At 35.9% G+C, this 23,331-nt stretch carries 13 protein-coding genes; 7 read left to right on the forward strand and 6 right to left on the reverse strand.

The features are described 5' to 3' along the window. Positions 1-30: 30 nt before the first annotated feature. From AVL50_RS25195 to leuC, 5 genes are all read right to left on the reverse strand, one after another. The gene (locus AVL50_RS25195) at positions 31-2,817 is read right to left on the reverse strand and encodes an outer membrane beta-barrel protein (RefSeq protein ID WP_062619632.1); all 2,787 of its coding nucleotides are present in this window, start codon (positions 2,815-2,817) and stop codon (positions 31-33) included. 224 nt (positions 2,818-3,041) lie between these two features. Then, the gene (locus AVL50_RS25200) at positions 3,042-3,488 is read right to left on the reverse strand and encodes a hypothetical protein (RefSeq protein ID WP_157491535.1); all 447 of its coding nucleotides are present in this window, start codon (positions 3,486-3,488) and stop codon (positions 3,042-3,044) included. Positions 3,489-3,703: 215 nt separating this feature from the next. After that, positions 3,704-4,792 (reverse strand): 3-isopropylmalate dehydrogenase, encoded by a 1,089-nt coding sequence (gene leuB / locus AVL50_RS25205; protein WP_044207617.1) that lies wholly within the window; start codon positions 4,790-4,792, stop codon positions 3,704-3,706. A 26-nt stretch (positions 4,793-4,818) separates the two neighbouring features. Further along, on the reverse strand, positions 4,819-5,415 hold the full coding sequence (gene leuD, locus AVL50_RS25210; protein WP_062619636.1) for a 3-isopropylmalate dehydratase small subunit: 597 nt from the start codon (positions 5,413-5,415) through the stop codon (positions 4,819-4,821). A 26-nt stretch (positions 5,416-5,441) separates the two neighbouring features. Beyond that, positions 5,442-6,842 (reverse strand): 3-isopropylmalate dehydratase large subunit, encoded by a 1,401-nt coding sequence (gene leuC / locus AVL50_RS25215; RefSeq protein ID WP_062619637.1) that lies wholly within the window; start codon positions 6,840-6,842, stop codon positions 5,442-5,444. 365 nt (positions 6,843-7,207) lie between these two features. Between leuC and dxs the strand changes: the two genes are divergently transcribed. The 4 genes from dxs (at position 7,208) to AVL50_RS25235 (ending at position 17,198) form a co-directional block, all read left to right on the forward strand. Next, positions 7,208-9,151 carry a 1-deoxy-D-xylulose-5-phosphate synthase gene (gene dxs / locus AVL50_RS25220; RefSeq protein ID WP_062619639.1) on the forward strand — a complete coding sequence of 648 codons (1,944 nt, stop codon included), beginning with the start codon at positions 7,208-7,210 and terminating at the stop codon, positions 9,149-9,151. Between the two features lie 193 nt (positions 9,152-9,344). After that, positions 9,345-11,069: a GAF domain-containing protein gene (locus AVL50_RS25225; protein WP_062619640.1), complete on the forward strand. Its 1,725-nt coding sequence runs from the start codon at positions 9,345-9,347 to the stop codon at positions 11,067-11,069. Between the two features lie 153 nt (positions 11,070-11,222). Beyond that, the gene (gene nhaC / locus AVL50_RS25230) at positions 11,223-12,689 is read left to right on the forward strand and encodes a Na+/H+ antiporter NhaC (RefSeq protein ID WP_082796003.1); all 1,467 of its coding nucleotides are present in this window, start codon (positions 11,223-11,225) and stop codon (positions 12,687-12,689) included. 450 nt (positions 12,690-13,139) lie between these two features. After that, positions 13,140-17,198 carry an InlB B-repeat-containing protein gene (locus AVL50_RS25235; protein WP_062619641.1) on the forward strand — a complete coding sequence of 1,353 codons (4,059 nt, stop codon included), beginning with the start codon at positions 13,140-13,142 and terminating at the stop codon, positions 17,196-17,198. A gap of 86 nt (positions 17,199-17,284) precedes the next feature. Here the strand turns inward: AVL50_RS25235 and AVL50_RS25240 are convergent, their stop codons facing one another. Continuing rightward, positions 17,285-18,694: a hypothetical protein gene (locus AVL50_RS25240; RefSeq protein WP_062619648.1), complete on the reverse strand. Its 1,410-nt coding sequence runs from the start codon at positions 18,692-18,694 to the stop codon at positions 17,285-17,287. A 274-nt stretch (positions 18,695-18,968) separates the two neighbouring features. Here AVL50_RS25240 and rpsO point away from each other — a divergent pair, with 274 nt between their 5' ends. The 3 genes from rpsO (at position 18,969) to AVL50_RS25255 (ending at position 22,966) form a co-directional block, all read left to right on the forward strand. Further along, complete coding sequence (rpsO, locus tag AVL50_RS25245) at positions 18,969-19,241, forward strand: 30S ribosomal protein S15 (protein WP_062619650.1); 273 nt, start codon at positions 18,969-18,971, stop codon at positions 19,239-19,241. A 307-nt stretch (positions 19,242-19,548) separates the two neighbouring features. Beyond that, positions 19,549-21,837, forward strand: a complete 2,289-nt coding sequence (gene pnp / locus AVL50_RS25250; RefSeq protein ID WP_062619652.1) for a polyribonucleotide nucleotidyltransferase — start codon at positions 19,549-19,551, stop codon at positions 21,835-21,837. A 265-nt stretch (positions 21,838-22,102) separates the two neighbouring features. Beyond that, positions 22,103-22,966, forward strand: a complete 864-nt coding sequence (locus AVL50_RS25255) for an RNA polymerase sigma factor RpoD/SigA (protein WP_044207596.1) — start codon at positions 22,103-22,105, stop codon at positions 22,964-22,966. Positions 22,967-23,331: the final 365 nt, after the last annotated feature.

Consider the following 23,331-nt stretch of genomic DNA (forward strand, 5'->3'; position numbering starts at 1 on the left):
TTTGTGTATTTTTTAATAATGTAAATTTATTTAAAATGGCTTCGGACCTCTGCCCCCTCTATCACCAAAACCTTTTTGATTGGTTTTTCCTTTAGGTCGATAAATAAAAGAAACCATAAAATAGCGTGGAAGCACATTGTAAGTACTCGTTTGAATAGAGCTTTCTGTTACCGTTCTGCTGATGCTACTGTTTTGATTAAGAATATCTGAAACGGAGAATCGGGCTTCCCCTCTCCTATTTTTGAACATTTTATAGGCGATATGAGCATTCCATTTATAGATATTATCCTGAATCAAATCATCATCACCATTATAAATATTTCCAGTGAAAGAAGTATTCAAAATCAACCTTTCAATAGGTTCAACATTTATACTCGCTCTGATATTATTATGAAGGTAATTTCCGTTCAAGGAAGCATTTGCATTGTTGTTGATCCAGTGGTAAGTCCACATACTTGAGATATTGAAGTCGACTCTTTTACTGATATTACTTGATAATCGAATGCCTTGTCCCAATGACTTATCATATGTGAAAGAAGTGATATCGTTAGTGATACCCACGTTTCTTGTGTAACTACCCATTGTCATGGAAGAAATATTGGTTTTGATGGGATTGATTGGTTTGGAGTAAACCATAATTCCTCTGGCATTGATGTAGCCGTCCAAGTTGATGGGGTAAGTATAAGAAGCACCTTTTCTCACTGGCACACCATTGATTGTGGTGTCATTTTCAGCAATAAAAGTATATTGAGTGACTTTATTGTCGGTTTGTGTCGCCGATAGATTAATGAAGAACATTTCCTTTCTAGCGATATTGAAGTTTCTATAATTGAAACGCAACACATGACTTTCTTCTCCTTCCAAATAAGGGTTACCAGATGAAATATTTAATGGATCACTATAATCTACTACAGATTGTAAGTTGGTGACATTCGGTAAAGAGACATTTTTCTGATAAGAGAAACGTAATCTTTTACTTCTCGAAAATTTATAATTAATGGAAAGTGAAGGTAAGAAGTGACCAAAATTCGTAGTGGTATTCTCTTGAGTAGGATAAATGCTTTCATTCAGTAAAGCCGAATACTGATACTGAAGTGAAGTGGTAATATTCAGTTTTTCTTTCTTGAAAAGTAACCCTGCTTCTGGTCTGTAAATATTTTGATTGGAGGTGAATGTATTCGAAAGTTCTTCAATAAAATCCCCTTCGTTAGCATCATCCATGATATCATACGTTCTAGTATTAACATCCTGCTTTTCCCAACTTTGAAAATAATTGAGCTTTAACTGAAGGTTTTTAGCCAGTTTTTCAGTGAATATTAAATTAGCTGATGTTCTGAATTTTTCAGTATCTCCTAGAATTCTTTGAGCCGTAGAATCGTTTTCCGTATTATCTCCTTCAAAATAATTGATGTTGGTAAATACATCTTGATAGGTGTCGTCATTATGATAATACAATTTCCAGTCTAAGGTCAGCGTTCTGCCATTATCATTTAATTTATGTCGAATAAGGAAAGAGTTATTGATATCAGCGGAGTTGTTGGTGCTGAACTGTTTCATATCAGAACTATTGAGATCTGTTCCGTCTTTCAAATAAGTATTCGATAAACTGCTGTTGGCACTGTTTCCATTTTCCATTTTAATGGATGGGCGAATACGAATAGAGGTTTTAGGACTTAATTCATAATCCATTCTGAAATTAAAATTATGATTCTCTTTTCTTGAATCGATATCAAGAATTTCATCAACGATCTGATTACTGCTTTCAGAAACAAGGTATTCAGTAGAAGAAGCCTCATCGGTTACATTGTCCACCAACTTGTAACTATAGCTTCCTGTTACGTCAATTTTTTCACCCCAAGAATCAATATAATTAGTACCTAAAAGGTGAGAAGTATTAATACCATTAGATTTAGCTGAAATTTCCCCTGGAGTACCATTTCCACGACCTCTTCCTCCGCCTCTTCTTCTAGGACCACCCGATGAAAGGTTATCAGACATAAAACCTTGCTGATTGACATTATTACTCAAACCTGTAAATGAAAGACGTTGTTCTCCTTTGAAAATATTGATATTACCACCAGCACTATAACGTTCATCAGAACCATAACCCGCCTCAGCTTTCCCGAAATAAGCATATTTTGCATCTTTCTTCGTTACAAAATTGATGGCTTTAGTTCTGTTACCATCATCAAAACCCGTAAATTCTGCCTGATCACTTTTCTGATCAATGACCTGTACATAATCAATCATTTCGGCAGGAAGGTTTTGCATGGCACTTTTCGGGTCATCTCCAAAAAACTCTTTTCCATCCACAAGTACTTTTTTTACAGTTTCTCCTTCAGAAGTGACATTTCCATTTTCATCTCTGTCCATTCCTGGAATTTTGGAAACCAAATCTTCCGCTGTAGCATCTTCATGTGTTTTATAATTACTAGAAGAAAACTGAAGGGTATCCTCTTTTATCACAACAGGAACATCACCTACAATTTCAACTTCATTTAATTCTGTAAACATCGATTCCAAAGTAACGTCTAATTGGTTTGTCTTAGGAGTGACGGTTACCATTGAAGCATAATTTTTATACCCCAAATACATGGCCTCTAGCTTATATTTTCCAGCTTCTTTGAGCGTGATTTTATATTCTCCATCCAAATTAGAAAGGACTTGGTATTTATTATTTTCATTGGAAATAGTAATTAACGCATTGACTAATGCTTCTTTGTTGTCGCCTCCAGTCACCTTTCCTTGCAGAAGGATTTCTTGGGACCAAGCCGTTGTTGCGGATATGATTAAAAGGAGTAAAATTATAGGTTTCATTGTTATCGTAATGATGTTAGAAGGATAGTTCACTTGACTTATTACAAAGAAACAGAACCTATAAATGTGTTTGAGAAATTTTCAACGAAGGGAGAGTTATTTTCAACTAATGAAAGTAGTAGTCATTAAATAAGAAGATTTACACAAAAAAAGCCCTGTAAAAAATTACAGGACTTAGTGTTTTCTGGGTATAAAAGAATCATATCAATTCATAAAACAACGATTTATTCATCTTCGAGTATTTCATGCACCACCTTGATTGAAGTATTAAGCATAACTATTTTATCACTTTCTAAATTTCTATACATATGCTTACCAAAATCAATATCTTGAATTCTGATACCTTGACTAGCAATGATATCATATAAGTTGCCTCCTTCATTTTGATCTGTAATATCAATTCTACGTCCGTCTTTCATGTAGACATTGATAAACAGGTTTTTTCCAAACTCAAATAGTTTTAGGTCTTCTAGTTTGTCTGCGTTCTCTGTATTATAAACCGTAACAAATTGCTTCGTTACATTTAGACCTTCAGTTGTGATATTATAATAGAACTCAACATTGCCCTCTGTTGGATAAATCGGTTCTACCTCATCATTTGATTTAGTACATGATGAGAAAATACTTAGGATTGAAAAAAGGAATAAAATAGTAGCTGATTTAGTTCTCATTTTGCTGTATATTAAAGTTTTAGATTTTGTTTTCAACATGATTATTCTAACGCTATCAGCTGGGTAAGTTTTACCGAAAAAAGATCAATTAATTCCTAAAAAGGATATTGTGACTGCCCACTCCTGCCACTCAAAATGATATTATCAATTTTTAGGCATAAAAAAATCCCACCTTCGAGAAGAAGGCAGGATCCTTAGTATTTAACAATAGGTAGTTACACTGTCACAGAAGCTAATAACTCTGCCAATTTCTTACCTGTTTGTTCAGTATTCATACGCTTATCTTCAGGAGTTTCCTCCGTAGCGATATCTAACGTTCTGTATCCATCTTTCAAGAATTGATCAACAGCACTGATGATCGCATCGCTCTCGTCTTTTAATCCGAAAGAGATATCTAACAATAATGCACCTGAAAGTACAGAAGCGATTGGGTTAGCGATACCTTTGCCTGCAATATCAGGAGCAGAACCGTGAATTGGCTCGTACAATCCGATTTCTGAACCAACAGAAGCAGAAGGCAACATACCCATAGAACCTGCAATTTGAGAAGCCTCATCAGTAAGGATATCACCAAACATGTTTCCTGTTACAATTACGTCGAATTGCTTAGGGTCACGGATCAATTGCATTGCTGCATTGTCAATGAACATGTGAGTAACTTCTACTTCAGGGTATTCAGCAGAAAGTGCTTGTACTGTTTCTCTCCATAAACGAGAAGATTCCAATACGTTGGCTTTATCTACAGAACATAATTTCTTACGACGTGTCATTGCTGATTCAAAAGCTTGACGAGCGATACGTTCCACCTCCATTTTAGAGTAACGTAACGTGTCAATTGCTTCAGTACCGTCTTCGTTACGCTCACGAGGAGTACCAAAGTAGATACCACCCGTCAACTCACGGAAGAAAATGATGTCAGAACCTTGAAGAATTTCAGGTTTGATTGATGAAGTATATAATAACTCATCAAATAATTTGATAGGACGAATGTTTGAGAATAATCCTAATTCCTTACGGATTTTAAGTAAACCTTGCTCAGGACGTACTTTTAAGTTAGGATTGTTGTCATACATTGGCATACCTACAGCACCTAATAGTACTGCATCAGAAGCTTTACAAGCATCAATTGTTGCTTGTGGACAAGGCTCGCCTGTTGCTTCGATTGCTGAGTGACCAATTAATGCTGGAGAGAACTCAAATGAGTGACCAAAACGCTCACCGATGATCTCTAATATATTTTGAGTAATGCCTGTAACTTCTAATCCGATACCGTCACCTGCAAGTACTGTGATTTTCTTGTTCATGTTTTTGTTTGTTGTTTGAGTTTGAATTAGACATTGAATGCATAAACACGATCTTGCTCGTATTTCGCAATGTTTTCTTTTAAGCTCAATAGATAGTCAATATCGTCATATCCATTGATCAAACACATTTTCTTATAGTCATCAATCTCGAAAGATTGTTTGTTCTCTTCTTTACCAGTGATCCAAGCTGTTTGAGATTCTAAGTCCACTTCTAAAGTAGTAGAAGGATCTGCCTCAATATCAGCGAAAAGCTCTGCTAAGAATTCTTCAGAAACTACTAAAGGAAGTAATCCGTTGTTCAAAGCGTTTCCTTTGAAGATGTCTGCGAAGAAGCTTGATACTACGATTTTAAACCCGTAGTCATCAATAGACCAAGCAGCGTGTTCACGTGATGAACCACAACCAAAGTTCTTTCCAGCGACTAAGATTTCACCTTTGTAAGTATCTTGGTTCAATACGAAATCAGCAATTGGCTGATCTTGTTTGTCGTATCTCCAGTCTCTGAAAAGGTTGTCACCAAAGCCTTCTTTAGTTGTCGCTTTCAAAAAACGAGCAGGGATAATCTGATCTGTATCTACGTTCTCAATATTTAAAGGAACGCAAGTCGATTTTGTATATTTCATGTTGATATTCTCTTTAAATATTAAAATTATGCAGTAGTTAACTCTTCTCTTACATCTACGATGTGACCTTTTACAGCAGCAGCAGCAGCAGTAAGTGGTGAAGCTAGTAACGTTCTAGCACCAGGACCTTGACGTCCTTCAAAGTTTCTGTTTGAAGTAGAAATACAGTACATTCCTTCAGGAACTTTATCTTCATTCATACCTAAACAAGCTGAACAACCTGGCTCTCTTAATTCAAAACCAGCTTCAGCATATACTTGATCTAAACCTTCAGCGATTGCTTGTTTTTCAACTTGCTTTGAACCAGGAACGATCCAAACATTTACGCCGTCAGCCTTCTTTTTACCTTTTACAAAATCAGCTACCGCTCTTAAATCCTCAATACGAGCATTTGTACAGCTACCGATAAATACATAGTCGATTGGCTTACCGATTAACGCCTCACCTTCTTTCAAGCCCATGTATTCTAAAGCTTTCTTGTCTGATTCGCTTTCAGGAGTTGGAACTGATTTGTCCACACCAACACCCATACCAGGGTTTGTACCATAAGTAACCATTGGTGCAATATCAGCAGCGTCATAGACGAATTCAGCATCAAATGTTGCACCCTCATCTGTAGGAAGTGATTTCCAATACGCCAATGATTCTTCCCATTTCTCACCCTTTGGAGCGAATTCTCTTCCTTCTAAATAATCGAAAGTAGTTTGGTCAGGAGCAATGATACCACCACGGGCACCCATTTCAATACTCATGTTACAAACTGTCATTCTACCTTCCATTGATAAGTTTTGGATAGCAGAACCAGCAAACTCTACGAAGTAACCTGTACCTCCTGAAGCTGATAATTTAGAAATGACATAAAGTACAATATCTTTCGCACCTACACCTTCTTGTAACTCACCATCCACAACGATTCTCATTGCCTTAGGCTTGTTTTGAAGAGTACATTGAGATGACATTACTTGCTCCACTTGTGACGTACCGATACCAAATGCAATGGAACCGAACGCACCGTGAGTAGAAGTATGGCTATCACCACAAACAATTGTTTTTCCTGGCTGAGTAACCCCTAACTCAGGTCCGATCACGTGAACGATACCTTGGAACGGGTGCCCCAATCCATATAATTTCACACCAAACTCATCACAGTTTTTAGTCAGTGTTTCCACTTGGTGTCTTGATAAAGCCTCTTTGATTGGAAGGTGCTGATCTTTAGTAGGAACGTTGTGATCCGCTGTTCCCCAAGTTTGATCTACACGAGCGAGTTGGATTCCTCTGTTACGAAGTCCATTGAATGCTTGAGGGCTAGTTACCTCATGAATAAAATGTGTATCGATGTATAACACATCAGGAAATCCTTCTTTGCGTTGTACGACATGGTTATCCCATACTTTGTCGAACAATGTTCTCGGTTTGTTGTTGCTCATGTATTTGTTGTTTTATATCTTTTCCTATTCGGTATTACTCCATTCTGTGACAACGAATTAGGTTTAAACCTTACATATCACAAGAATATGAGAGAAATCTACTAAAATTTAGAACTATTTTATTCCCTTTTTGTTAGAGCGGGAATCTTTGTTGTATTTTTGCCTAAATTCGTTTAATCTTATGCTTTATTAAAACAATTCTTAACAAGAATCAGTTTTGATAAAACAAATTGTTGATTAATAGTACAAACTATAAAAGTCTATAGCGACAAATTTAATTACCTATAGATCTATTTAAAATTCGTTCTGAATTATAATTACGATTTCAGAACTCGATTTTAAGGTTAAATAAAGACACTCTAGTTATGCTAATTGAACCGGGTAAACTTCTTGCAAAAATAGATTCGCCAAGTGACTTGCGTAAGCTTCCTTTTGATAAACTTTATCAAGTAAATGAAGAACTGCGACAATTCATCATTGACAATGTTTCAATTTATGGTGGACATTTTGGGGCAAGCTTAGGAGTAACAGAATTAACTACTGCACTCCATTACGTTTACAATACTCCTTATGACCGCATCGTTTGGGATGTTGGCCATCAAGCATATAATCATAAAATTCTTACAGGTAGAAGAGATTCGTTTCACACAAACCGTCAGTATGGTGGGTTATCCGGTTTCCCCAAACGTGACGAAAGTGAGTACGATACTTTTGGTGTAGGACACTCTTCTACTTCTATCAGTGCAGCTTTAGGTATGGCAATCGCCTCTAAAGAAAAAGGTGAGCATGATAGACAGCACATCGCTGTAATTGGTGATGGTTCTATGACTGCAGGTATGGCATTCGAAGCCATGAACCACGCAGGTGCATCAGATGCTAACATTCTAATTGTTTTAAATGACAATAGAATGGCCATCGACCCTAACCAAGGTGCCTTAAAAGATTATTTGACAGACATTACTACTTCTCCTTTTTATAATAAAATCAAGGATGAAGTTTGGAATATGCTAGGAAAGGTCAAAAAGATCGGTCCTCACGCTCAACAGGCAGTTTCAGCAGCAGAAAATGCTCTGAAGTCAGCTTTATTAGAGCAAAGCAATTTATTCGAAGCATTAGGTCTTCGTTATTTTGGTCCTGTAGACGGTCATGATATCAATCACTTGGTACATGTATTCGAAGATTTGAAAAAAATCCCCGGTCCAAAAATTATTCACGCTGTTACAGTTAAGGGTAAAGGCTATGCTTTAGCGGAGAAAGATCAAACTTTATGGCACGCTCCAGGTAAGTTTGATAAGTTGACAGGTGAAATCAAAAAGAAAGTACACAAAACTCCTCAGCCACCTAAATACCAAACTGTATTTGGTGAGACCATTTTAGAAATGGCCAAGGAGAATGATAAAATCATGGGTATCACGCCAGCAATGCCTTCAGGATGTTCATTGAATATCATGATGAAGGAAATGCCGGACAGAGCCATTGATGTGGGTATTGCAGAGCAGCACGCCGTAACATTTGCGGCAGGTTTAGCAGCAGAAGGAATGATTCCTTTCTGTAATATCTATTCTTCTTTCATGCAAAGAGCCTATGATCAAGTGGTACATGATGCTTGTATTCAAAACTTGCCAGTGATCTTCTGTTTAGATAGAGCAGGTTTTGCAGGCGCAGATGGTGCCACTCACCATGGTGCATACGATATACCTTTCATGCGCTGTATTCCTAATCTGGTAGTAGCGGCCCCAATGAATGAAGCTGAACTTCGTCATATGATGAAGACAGCGGTCAATCACAGAACTTCACCTTTCTCTATCCGTTACCCTCGTGGGCAGGGTGTGATGCCGGAATGGAGAGTACCTATGGAAGAAATTCAAGTAGGAAAAGGTAGAGTGATTCAAGAGGGAGAAGAGATAGCAATCCTTACTTTCGGTCATATCGGAAATTATGTGGTACAATTAAGAGATCGTTTCCAAGTGGCAGGAGTAAATCCAGGACATTATGATATGCGTTTTGTAAAACCTTTGGACGCTGAACTTTTAGAAGAAATCTTTGCGAAGTATGACAAGGTAATCACAATCGAAGACGGTGCCTTGATGGGTGGATTCGGTAGTGCAGTTTTAGAATGGATGATGGATAATCAGTATACAAATAAAACAGTAGTTCGTTTAGGTATTCCTGATGCCATCATTGAGCATGGAGAGCAGATTGAGTTACAACGTGAGGCAGGCTTTGATCATGATGGTATTTTTGATGCAGTTATGAAATTATCCTCAGTTGTAGCAGAAGAAGTAAAAGTTTTCGCGAAAACGAAGTAATTGATCTTTCATTTTTATAAAAAGAAGGATTGAGGCAATATTTTTGAAGTAAGGAATGTTTTAAAAGCAAAGCTTTTAGGCATTCCTTATTTTTTTGGTTACTTATCAAGCAAAGCATATGATTATTCGTAAAACTATTCGTTTTCGCTTAGGTGTTCTCTTTATAGTTAATACTATTTTACTATTGTCAACTTTGGCATTGGTATTTTTAGGTACACGTTCTTTAGTTGAAACGAACGAGTTAACTGAACAATTCAAAAAATGCAATTCTTTGTACACAGAGTCTGAGATCTACTACAAGAATTTCTTGTTGGAGGATTTGATCACGGCTGATTTTTATAAGAAAAGAAAAAGTACCAATACCATTAGATCTATCAATTTATTGGATTCGGCTTTGTTTACCGTTGAAGAAGTGAGGAAGCACATGGACCGATTGAATGATTCTAGAGCAAAAGAAATGGAATTTTTGCGCTCAGACATGGAAGAGTTGAAAGCACAACAAGATTTCCTAATGAGAAAATATCTTGACCTTGGATTTAAGGACTGGGGAATGATTGGTAATATGCGTTCAAAAATCCATAAAATTGAGAAGACAGATATCACAGTGGATATGGGAATGTTGCTTACCATGAGAAGGAACGAGAAAGATTACTTATTGAGAGGGGAATCGAAGTATTTGAAACTTTTTGATGAAAGTGTTGAGGAGTTTGAAATGGAAATTGTGAGGATGTATCAGAATCGTTCTGTAAATGATCTAACTGAACAGGAGGTCAGAGCACTAAGAGCCAATCTGGCTGCATATCAATTTGGAATGCATAAAGTTGTCGATTTGATGAAAGTAATTGGCCGAGGTCAAAATTCTGGTTTAATGAAAGACGTCTCTGATCTGCAAGAAAAAATCAACACTCGATTAATTAGCCTATCCGAAAAAGTACTATCTAATAGTGAGAATTATGTCAAATGGATGATGATTACATTCCTTATTGTATTCATCTTGCAAGCACTAATTTTATGCTGGTTTGTATTCATGTTTTCAAGAGCGGTTGGAAAGCGTTTCGAGTTTCTTCAAAGTGTTACAAAAAGAATTAACGACGGAAAATCACTTCTTGAGTTTAAGAAAAATCAGAAATATAAGTTTGATGAGGTAGCTGAAATTACAGATAATCTTTATTCATTAGATAATCAGTTACAGGCGGCCAATATGTTCTCTAGAAAAGTAACATCTGGAGAAGTTGATGTAACTTATGATAATAAATACAGAGATACACCTCTTGCCAATGATTTGATACAAATGAGGGATAAGTTCCGTGACGTACAGGAAGAGGAACAGAAAAGAAATTGGGTGATTAATGGTATGGCTCAGTTTAACCAGCTTCTTAGGCAAAAAAACACAAGTCAAGAAGAGTGGTATGACAATCTGCTTCGAAGTATTATCAATTATATAGAAGCTAGCCAAGGTACTTTTATCCTTTTGAATGAAGATCAAGAAGGAAAACAGCATTTGAAATTGATGGCACTTTTTGCCTATGATAAGAAAAGGTACGATGAGCGACAATATGATCTTGAAAATGGCCTTTTAGGGCAAGTGTACAAAGAGCAGAAGATGGTTTATATAGAAGATGTACCTGATAATTATATCAATATATCTTCAGGTATGGGAGGTGCTAAACCAAAGTGCCTGATTATACTGCCTTTGATTTATGGAGATGTAATGTATGGTATATTAGAGATTTCATCTTTCACTGTACTTGATACTTATCATATCGATTTCCTTCAGAAACTATCAGAAATAATAGCTTCTTCAATAGCGGATATGGATACTTCAAGAGTAGTAGTGAAGCTTAGAGATGAGATTGAATTACAGAAAGAAAGGATAAAAGAATTAGAGGCTCTAGTTATCGAAAAGGCTGAGAATTAAGCTTTTTTAGTCGGAAAATAACATAAGTTATACAATTAATACTTAAGGGATGCAAATACTACTGTTCTAAACTGTTGTATTTGCATCCCTTTTTAGTAGCTTTACCATACATATAAACGAGGACTAAAGGCAATACGTGCCTATTTTGAAACTATGAATACTATGAATGGACAGAGAAAACCATCATTTTTAGAATCTATTATACCAATTCTTTTTTTAATTATTATGCTATCCATCAATGTCTTAATTTTCAAAGACGATGGATTATCAGGCTCTAATCAAGTTGTATTAATGCTCGCTACGGCTGTAGTAGCGATTGTAGCTATATTTAGATTAAAAGTAACTTGGGATGTACTAATGGATGGAATTGTGGATAGTATTGGCTCAGCCATGCCATCTATTTTGATCTTATTAATGATTGGTGCACTTGCAGGTACTTGGCTGTTGGGAGGTATCGTTCCTGCAATGGTTTATTACGGATTAAAAATCTTAAACCCTTCTATTTTCTTATTTGCTACCATTATTATTTGTGCTATCGTTTCGGTTGCAACAGGTAGTTCATGGTCAACCATCGCCACAGTAGGTTTAGCACTATTGGGAATAGGTAAAACACTAGGAATGTCTGAAGGTCTAGTAGCAGGTGCTATTATCAGTGGAGCTTATTTTGGAGATAAAATGTCTCCGTTATCAGATACGACAAACCTTGCTCCAGCAGTGGCAGGCACTGACTTATTCACGCATATCAAATACATGACGCTTACAACAGTACCGTCATTTACGATTGCTTCGATTTTATTTTTAATCATTGGTTTTGGTTACGAATCAACAGTTTCACAAGCTGACGTTCATGAAGTATTGACAGCTTTGGAAGCATCATTCAATATCTCTCCTTTCTTATTTATTGTTCCAGCATTGGTTGTTTTCTTGATTGTAAAGAAAGTACCAGCTTTGCCAGCCTTATTAATTGGTTCATTGGCAGGAGCAGTTGTAGGGTTAATAGCACAGCCACAAATTGTTGATCTTTTAGCAGGAGATTTAGCAGGAGATTGGAAAGGGTCTTACTTAGTCTTAATGAAGTCAATGTACGAAGGTGTATCCATCTCATCAGATAACACTATCGTTTCAGAATTACTTTCATCAAGTGGCATGGTAGGTATGTTGAATACGATCTGGTTGATTCTAGTAGCAATGGCATTTGGTGGAGCAATGGAAATCAGTGGTATGCTGACAAAGATTACAGAGACTATTATTTCTAAAGTAACAAGCGAAACAGGATTATTTGCTTCAGCTGCATCCACTTGTGTATTCTTTAATATTACAGCTTCTGATCAGTACCTGTCTATTGTAGTACCAGGTAAAATGTATGCAGAAGCTTTTAAAGAAAAAGGATTAGCACCTGAAAACTTAAGTAGAACATTAGAAGATACAGCAACGGTAACATCAGTTTTAGTACCATGGAACACTTGTGGTGTAGCACAGTCTACGGTGTTAGGTGTAGCTACATGGGCATATATTCCGTATTGCTTCTTCAACTTATTAAGTCCGATCATGACAGTATTGTTCGCAGCATTAAAAATCAAGATCAAGCGACTTTCAACAAAAGAAGAAGTGGAAGCTTAGAAAGTTCCCTTCTCTTTTCTTCAAAGAGTACTACCAAAACGGGTGGTGCTCTTTTTTTTTCTAAAAATCACTTTTTTAAACATTTGACACATCTAATAGTTACCATTTTAACACCATTTTAGGGTTTAAAATGGTATTTATTTAATAATTGTAAATAATATTTTAAAGAATCCGTTTGTATTTATAAACTTTTTATTACATTTACATCAGATAAGACATTAAAGATTAAAAAACATAAAGATTTTTGATTGATAATGGGTTAATAAAATTAGGTTTAACAGGAAAGAGCTCGCTGCTTCAGCTAGCTTTTTTTGTTTTTATACGCTTCTGTGTTTTTTGTTAATATTAAATTCAATAATTTTGTGCAGTTATTGGGTGTAAAAGCAAACTTCAACTCAATAAAAGAGTCAAATTATTAATGAGTTTGTCATTTATCTCTTTTTAAAAACTATGCAAGCAAAACTATTATTGACATGGCTTTTCCTAATGCCATTTTTGACCAATTTTTCATACGCACAATATACATTAACGGATGATGATGTTGTTGTTGATGCTGATGGTGTAATTCAATCTTGTTCTTATACAGGTGGTGGTGATATTATAATACCCGAGATTTTAGATGGTGTAACAGTAAAGGAAATTGCTGGAAAATGGGGGGATGAAGGTGTTTTTTACAAGAAAAACCTTACTTCTGTTACTTTTCCCCAAACCATTTTAAAAATTGGAAATTTTGCATTTCATGAAAACAATATAAGAGGTGAATTATTCTTGCCAGAAAATATTGATTTCATTGGAGAAGAAGCTTTTAGATATAATAATATTGAATTAATTCAATTGCCATATAATATTTCAAGAATTGATAATAACTGTTTTGCTGATAACAATTTAAGCGATACAATTGAAATTCCATCTAATATTACTTCTATTGGTTATGGAGCGTTTCGGAATAATAATATAACTAAAGTGATTTTTCCAGATTATTTTTTTCATGTAGGTAATTATGTGTTTACAGGGAATCCAATTGAAGAAATTGTTATGCCTAATAATTATTTTCATATTGAAGAATACTCATTTCATCTAGGTGATGTGTCTAGTAATTATTATTTTGAAGGTTGGTACTATGATGGGAGTTTTCAAACAAAAATACCCATAATTGATACAGGATATAAAATTTATGGAAAAACAATCTTTGCAAAATATTTACCTGTTGAGTATACACTGCTGTTTGAAGAAGATGTAGTTCATGATAATCCAATAGTTTACACGATAGAAAGCGAAACCATTACACTTTCAGATGGCTCCAAAGATGGGTATGAATTTGAAGGTTGGTATAGTGATTCTGAGTTTACAAATTCCATTACAGAAATTCCATCAGGTAGTATTGGTAATCTTTCATTATTTGCTAAGTGGTCTTCTATTGAATATACACTAACCTTTGAAGAAGGGGTAGTTCATAATAATCCATTAGTTTATACTGTAGAAAGTGAGACGATAACTCTTTTGGAAGGAGCCAAAGAAGGATATACTTTTGAAGGTTGGTATAGTGATTCTGAATTGACAAATTTGATTACTGAAATCCCTTCTGGCAGTATTGGAGATTTAGACTTGTATGCAAAATGGGGTACTATCAAATATACGTTGACAGATGATGATGTTGTCGTTGATGCTAATGGTGTAATTCAGTCTTGTTCATATACAGGAGGTGGTGATATTATCATACCTGCGGTTTTAGATGGGGTTACAGTAAGAAGTATTGGTGCAGAAGCTTTTGAAAATAAAGGATTGACTTCTGTAGTTTTACCTAATACTCTTCGATATATAGAAATGATCGCTTTTGCATATAACTCAATTAATAGTCTTGAATTACCTCCAAACATAGAGAGAATAGAATGGTGGGCTTTTTATAATAATTCTATTAGTGGTGAATTAAATATACCGGTAAATGCAGTAATTGGTGAAGAAGCATTTTCAACTAACCAAATTGAAAGGGTTAACTTCCCTAATAATTATACACCAACTAGTTTAGGAAATAGTAGTTTTCTTAGAAATAAGATTAAAGGTGAGCTTGTACTACCTAATAGTATAACTACTTTAGCAATTGACTGTTTTGGTTCTAATGATATTGAGACTATTGTACTTCCAAATAATTTAGAGGTAATTGATAGTCATGTTTTTTCGGAAAATAATTTATTTGGAAGTTTATCTTTTCCTGAAAGTTTACATACAATAGGTGATTATGCTTTTAATCGACTAGAATTAGATAAGGAAGGGTATTCTGAGTCTGCTTATAGTTGGTATTATGATCCTTCTTATGAAAATGAAGTGGACGAAATGTCAGCTGAAAATGTTGCAGGAAAAACTATTTATATTAAATGGGACTTTATAGAATACAATATTAATTATGATTATGCTAGAGAGCATTCAAACCCTTTGAAATATAATGTTGAAAGTTCAATAGATTTGGTGCCTCCCCATGGAAAGCAAGGTTTTTGGTATACAGACCTGTCTTACCAAAATAGTATTTCAAGTATAAAACCGGGAACTACAGGCAATATAAACCTTTATGGAAAATGGGAAAATGTTAATTATTCTATTACATATCATAATGATTTTTTTCATGATAATTTAATAGTAGAATATAATATAGATAGCCCTACTATTACTTTATTAAATGCTAGTCGGGAACATTATCTTTTTGAAGGTTGGTATACTGATTCAGATTTTACAACTTCCATTACAGAAATTCCAACAGGAAGTTATGGTGATATAACTATTTATGCAAAATGGTCTCCAATAGAATTCGCATTAAGGTTCGAAGAAGGAGTTGTTCATGATAATCCATTAGTTTACACTATAGAAAGTGAGACGGTAACTCTTTTGGAAGGAGCCAAAGAAGGGTATACTTTTGAAGGATGGTATACTGATCCTGAGTTTATAAATTCCATTACAGAAATTCCATCAGGTAGTATTGGTAATCTTTCATTATTTGCTAAGTGGTCTTTTATTGAATATACACTAACCTTTGAAGAAGGAGTAGTTCATGATAATCCATTGGTTTATTCTATAGAAAGTGAGACGATAACTCTCTTAGAAGGTGTCAAAGAAGGTTACACTTTTGAAGGATGGTATACTGATTCAGATTTAACAACTTCTATTACAGAAATATCAACAGGTAGTATGGGAAATGTTTCTATTTATGGTAAGTGGTCTCTGATTGAATACTCTCTAACCTTTGAAGAGGGAATAGTTCATGATAATCTATTAGCTTATACTATAGAAAGTAAGACGATACCCCTTTTGGAAGGAGCCAAAGAAGGATATACTTTTGAAGGATGGTATACTGATTCAGATTTAACAACTTCTATTACAGAAATATCAACAGGTAGTATGGGAAATGTTTCTATTTATGGTAAGTGGTCTCCGATTGAATACACTCTAACCTTTGAAGAGGAAGTAGATCATGATAACCCATTAGTTTATACAATAGAAAGTGAGGTAATAGTTCTTTCGGAAGGAATCAAAGAAGGTTATACTTTCGAAGGTTGGTATACTGACTCTGAGTTTACAACTTCCATTACAAGAATATCAACAGGTAGTATTGGTGATATATCTATTTATGCTAAGTGGACACCGGTTGAATACACACTAACCTTCGAAGAAGGCGTGACTCATGACAATCCATTAGTTTATACAATAGAAAGTGAGGTAATAGTTCTTTCGGATGGAATCAAAGAAGGTTACACTTTTGAGGGCTGGTATACCGATTCAGAATTTACAAATTCAATAACTGAAATCGTATCAGGTAGTCATGGTAATCTTTCTTTATATGCAAAATGGACTCCTGTTGAATATAGTATTTCATTTGAAGAAGATGTTATACATACGAACCCATCAGTTTACACTATTGAAAGCGAGTCGATAGTTTTATCAGCAGGTTCAAAAGAAGGCTATACTTTTGAAGGATGGTTTACAGATGCTTCATTAAAAAATGAGGTTACAGAAATAGCTTCTGGTAGTATTGGAGATCTCTCTTTATATGGAAAGTGGGCTCTTATTGAGTATAATATTACTTTCGAGGAAAATGTGACGCATGATAATCCATCTGTTTATACAGTGGAAGAAGGTGTTGTTTTGGCTTCAGCTTCTAAAGAAGGTTACGTTTTCGAAGGGTGGTTTACAGATGCAGAGTTTACAAACTCAATCACAGAAATTCCTGTGGGAAGTATTGGTGATGTGATGTTGTATGCAAAATTCAGAAAAGATACTCCGACATCAGTAGATGAATTAGAAGGATTTGAAATTACAGTGTATCCTAACCCAGCTGATAATATTGTTTACCTTTCTCAGCCTGTTGAGAATGTGAGAATATTTAATGTTAGTGGTCATCTTCTAAAGGAATATTTTAATACATCTTCGGTAAGAACTACTGAATACCAAAACGGGGTTTATATCCTTCAAGGTACGGTAAATGGAAGTGTATTTAATAAGAAAATTGTTGTAAGGAGATAGATAATAGCTATCCATAAATAAAGGGTGAAAAGTTTCTAATAGCTTTTCACCCTTTTATATTTCAGTTATTATTGTCTTTCAAAAAATTAAACATCCTTTCTTAATCTCAACTCCGAAGGATAATAATTATTCAAACGGTTTGGCAATACTTTCACCCAACCTAATGCAAGACCTTTGTATTTGATAATAGCCCAACCTTTTACGCCTTGAATAGTTTTAACGCTCATTTCCTGTTTTTTCAAAAAGTCGATGGCATCTCTGTATTCCACATCTAACGTTGGGATTTTAGAAGAGACAATATTGGAAACGGCTAGTTCGTGATCAGGGATCAGTTGACCGTTCTTTTTATTGAAACGCCCCATTTTGATACCTTGGTGACGGAGTTTCTGAGTGACTTTCATGATTTTGAAATCTTGTACCATATGAACCGGGATAGCGTATACATCTTCTCCGTCTTGGTAGAATTCAAAATCTTTACCGTTTTCCAGCCATTTTCTTAACTCTTCTGATTCTCTCTTTTTCACCATAAAGACAGATTTCATCTTTTTAGGAGAAACACTGAATTTTTGATGGATAGATGGCTCTCCTTTTTTTCTGAAAGCGGTTAAGAATAAGCCCTCTCCTTTTGTCTTGTGGAAAATAAAACGGTAACCGATGGCTTTCACTCCGTTTCTTTCTACCTCAACTGTAGAGATGCCCCAAGAAGGATCAATGTCGATTTCTAATGGTTCAAACTCGTCTGATTCTAGAATTTGAGCTAAACGTTCTTCGTTTTCCTGAGGAGCGAAAGTACACGTACTATAAATATATAGGCCACCCGCTTTTAAGGCATGAGGAATATGATCCACAATACTTTCTTGAATAGAAGCACAAGAATCTACTAAAGACGTTGACCAAAGTTCTGAGGCTTTAGGGTCTTTTCTAAACATCCCTTCTCCTGAACAAGGAGCATCAGTCACTACTACATCAAAATATTCTCTTAATGGAGCAAAGCTTTCTGCATAGTTACCTGTTACTAATGTGTTCGGATTTCCCCATCTTACTAGGTTGTCAATTAATGGCAGGGATCTTTTACCTACAATTTCGTTGGACACTAAAACACTCTTAGGTGTCAGAAGAGAATTGATCAATGTACTTTTTCCTCCAGGAGCGGCACATAGATCTAGTACCCTTAGGTCTTTCTCTAATGGAGCATGTTGTTTTAATGCTTTCCAAAGGAACATAGAAGATGCTTCCTGTACATAATATGCACCTGCAAAAATCAAAGGGTCCTCGGCAAAAGATGGACGCTTGGCAATATATTGAGCTTCGTCGCACCATGGCACCGGAGTGGTATCTGAAAAAGTAATCTCTGCGGGTTTGAAAGGGTTGGTTCTGTAAGATACAGGTACCTGTCCATCAATCGCTTCCTTGAAAGCATCAAAGTCCTCAGCAGAAATTTGTCCTTGAAGACGCTCAGTAAATTTTTTCGGTAGATTTTCAGATCTATTTCCCATGGTGAACTCCTATTATTGTCATCATTATTTCATTAGGCAGACGTTTGGTCTGCCCGTATAGTGCGAATATTGTAATTTTTCGTTAATGAATACTGTTATGTTGAATATTATTCGGATTTTTTACAAAATATACTTAGTTTTGCACCCTGAAAATTTTATGTAACACTCGAAGTAACTACGAATTGAGGGGAGCAATATTCGGCACGCGTCATCGCTGTCAAAAGGATATTGTAACGTGAAATTCAAGTTTTTCGCAAAACTAATTTGTGGTTTTATGGATTATTTAAGCCCTGAGTACAAAAAAGACATCTTTACTTCATACGGTAAAGGTGAAGGAGACACTGGTTCACCAGAAGCTCAAATCGCATTGTTCACTAAGCGTATCCAACACTTAACGGAGCACTTAAAGTCGAACAAAAAAGATCACTCAACTCGTCGTGGTTTGATGAAGTTAGTAGGTAAGCGTCGTTCTATGCTTGACTATGTAGCTAAAAAAGATATCAACCGTTACAGAGCGATTATCAAAGAACTTGGTATCAGAAAGTAATTCTTTCTGGTGTAAAAATACCACTCAGGGGATTCCAAAATCTGGAATTCCCTTTTTGCGTATTTATACATTGCCTTTTATTTTGACTAATTTATTGAAATAAAAGACTGGCAAGAAGTGATTTATCCATAAAAAATCACTAATTTTTGGGGTTGGCAAAAGTTCGCTTTTACTAGCCTAATTTAAATACTTGGACTAAAGTAATTTCAACAAATTTTTACAGCAATCCTTGTATGAATGCAGATAGGACTAGGTCCTTAAATATCTGCTTTGTTTGAAGAAAATATTAAAACACAACACAATTACGATGTTTGAAAACGTGATTAAAAAAACAGTTGCCCTTCCTGATGGACGTGAGATTTCATTAGAAACAGGTAGAATGGCAAGACAAGCAGACGGATCGATCGTTTTGCGCATGGGAAATACAATGCTATTAGCAACTGTTGTTTCTAACCCAGAGAAAAGAGAGGGTGCTGACTTTTTGCCACTTTCAGTAGATTACCAAGAAAAATTTGCGTCTGCAGGTAAGATTCCTGGCGGTTTCTTAAAAAGAGAAGGACGTTTAAGTGATCGTGAAATCTTAATCTCTCGTTTAGTGGACAGAGCTATCCGTCCATTATTCCCTTCTGACTATTATCATGATACTCAAATCATGATCACTATGATCTCAGCAGACAAAGATGCTTTGCCAGACGCATTGGTGGCATTAGCAGCATCTGCGGCATTATCAATCACAGACATTCCTTTTGATGGTCCTATCTCAGAAGTTAGGGTGATCAAAGACACTAACGGTGAATACATCGTTAACCCAACTCCAGCACAGATGGAAGGTTGTACGCTTGATCTAATGATCGGTGCTACTGCTGAAAACATCACAATGGTAGAGGGTGAAATGCAAGAAGTGGGTGAAGATGAAATGATCGAAGCGATTAAAGTAGGTCATGAAGCTATCAAAACTCAATGTGCAATTCAAGTAGAATTAAGAGAAGCAGCAGGCGTTACTGGATACAGAGAGTTTGAAGGTGATGTTGAAGACGAAGCTTTAAAAGAAGAAGTTTTCACTGCTCTTTATGATAAATTATACGCAGTAGCAGCTCAAGGTATCAAAGGCAAGTCAGAGCGTAAGGCGGCTTTCACTGAAGTGAAAAAAGCATACTTCGAGGCTTTACCGGAAGATGAGGAAACTGAAGAGAAGTTACCGCTTATCAAGCGTTACGTAGCTAAATGTGAGAAGAAAGCTTCTCGTGATTTAGTATTGAACACGAAGAATCGTTTAGACGGTCGTGATTTAGAGGAAGTAAGACCAATCGTTCCTGAGGTAGACGTATTACCTTCGGCTCACGGTTCTGCTTTGTTCACTCGTGGTGAAACTCAATCATTGACTACGGTTACTTTGGGAACTAAAATGGACGAACAAATGTTAGATTCAGCGATGGAGTCTAGCTCTAGCAAGTTCATCCTTCACTACAACTTCCCTGGTTTCTCAACTGGTGAGGTAAGACCAAACAGAGGTCCTGGACGTAGAGAAGTAGGTCACGGTAACTTAGGTCATAGAGCTTTACAAAGAGTTCTTCCACCAGAAAATGAAAATCCTTACACTATCCGTATCGTTTCTGATATCTTGGAATCAAACGGTTCGTCATCAATGGCAACAGTTTGTGCAGGTTCATTAGCACTAATGGATGCAGGTGTGAATATCACGGGTACTGTATCAGGTATCGCAATGGGTATGATCTCTGAAAATGATCCTGAAACAGGTGAATTAAAATATGCGATCTTATCAGATATCTTAGGCGATGAGGATCACTTAGGTGATATGGACTTCAAAGTAACAGGTACTGAAAAAGGTATTACAGCATGTCAAATGGATATCAAAGTTGATGGTCTTCCATATGAGGTGTTGAAGCAAGCTTTAGAACAAGCTAACAGAGGTAGAGCTCACATTCGTGAAGTAATGGATGAAGTAATCTCAACTTCAAGAGATGACTTGAAACCACACGCTCCACGTAGTTTTGTGATGATGATTCCTCAAGACTTAATCGGTGCTGTAATTGGACCAGGTGGTAAAGTGATTCAAGAGATCCAAAAAGACACAGGTGCAACTATCGTTATCGAAGAAGTAGAAAACCAAGGTCAAGTAAGTTTCTTTGCTGTTGATAAAGTAGCAATGGACGGTGCTGTAGATAGAGTAAAAGCTATCGTAGCTCAACCAGAAGTTGGTGAAACTTACCCTGGTACTGTAAAATCATTACAGCCATTCGGTGCATTCGTTGAATTTATGCCTGGTAAAGAAGGTTTATTACACATCTCAGAGATCGCTTGGGAGCGTACTGACAATGTGGAAAGCATCTTGAAAGTAGGTGATAAAGTTGATATCAAGTTGCTTGAAATCGATCCTAAGACAGGTAAATTCAAATTATCTCGTAAGGCGTTACTTCCTATGCCAGAAGGTTATACTCCTCCTCCTCCACGTGAGAGAAGAGAGCGTAATGACCGTGGTGGTGATAGAAGAGGTGGTTTTAACCGTGGTGGTGATCGCGGTGACCGCAGAGATAGAGGCGACAGAGGTGACCGTGGTGGTTACAACAGAAGATAATAATCTATTAAAAGACAGTTTAGTGAGAGCGTGTTTGAAGTTTGAATTTTAATTAAGAAAAATTTCAAACAAGCTCTAACGCTTTAAATTTATTTTGAGTATTTACTAAACTTTATATGTCTTTTTTTAGTCAATTATGTAGTGAATTTATGAACTGCACAATATTTGCAGTGATAAATTCCTGATTATAAATATTTTCTCAAGAAATTCCTTATCTTATAAAGAATACTTTTGAGAAAATCTTAACAATGGCAAAAAAGAACGGATGAGACAACTCAAGATCAGTAAACAGATCACGAACAGGGAGTCACAATCGCTGGACAAATACTTACAAGAAATTGGTAAGGTTGACCTGCTAACACCTGATGAAGAAGTAACTCTTGCAAAGCAAATTCGTGAGGGCGATCAAATTGCATTAGAGAAATTAACGAAAGCCAACTTGCGTTTCGTAGTTTCTGTAGCTAAGCAGTATCAGAATCAGGGACTTTCTTTAGGTGACTTGATCAACGAAGGTAACTTGGGTTTGATTAAAGCTGCCCAACGTTTCGACGAGACTCGTGGTTTTAAGTTTATCTCTTATGCAGTATGGTGGATTAGACAATCTATCCTTCAGGCATTAGCAGAACAATCACGTATCGTACGTTTACCATTGAACAGAGTAGGTTCATTGAACAAGATTTCAAAGACTTTCTCTGAATTGGAACAACGTTATGAACGTGAACCATCTCCAGACGAACTTGCAGAAGTTTTAGATGTAACTACAAACGAAGTTGTAGATACAATGAAAATTTCTGGTCGCCACGTATCTATGGATGCTCCTTTCGTACAAGGTGAAGAAAATAACCTTTACGACGTGTTGGAAAACGACATGGAGGAAAAGCCAGATACAGAGTTGATGAATGACTCTTTACGTAAAGAAGTTCAACGTGCCCTTTCAACGTTAACAAAACGTGAGGCAGATGTAATTACTTTATACTTCGGATTAAACGGAGAGCATTCAATGACATTAGAAGAAATTGGAGAGAAATTTAATTTAACGCGTGAACGTGTGCGTCAAATTAAAGAAAAAGCCATCAGACGTCTACGTCATACATCAAGAAGTAAAGCATTAAAACCTTACTTAGGATAGTCAAAAGTAAGTTCTTTTAATGTATGTAATGCCCTGAAAAAACGATACAGTTTTTTAGTGAATTAATTTCGATATAAGACTCAATAATTTTAAAATTATTGGGTCTTTTTTATGGGTAGCCTTCAGTTTTTTTCTTTTCGCTACCGCGGGTTCCTCAAATTTATCGATGCAAAATTGATTCGCTTCGCTGTCAATTTCACCTCAATAAATTTCGAGGTTTATTGTGTTACTTTTACAGTCCGATAAGTTCTTCTTCTCTGACCTCTTGTTTTATGCATCTGAATAGGAGTTTTCATATAACATGACATGTGTGGTCTTATAAAGTTATATGTTTTTATACATTCTTTTAAATAGGCTTCAAATAA

The organism is Flammeovirga sp. SJP92 (assembly GCF_001583495.1).
In the GTDB taxonomy this organism is placed as follows: Bacteria; Bacteroidota; Bacteroidia; order Cytophagales; family Flammeovirgaceae; genus Flammeovirga.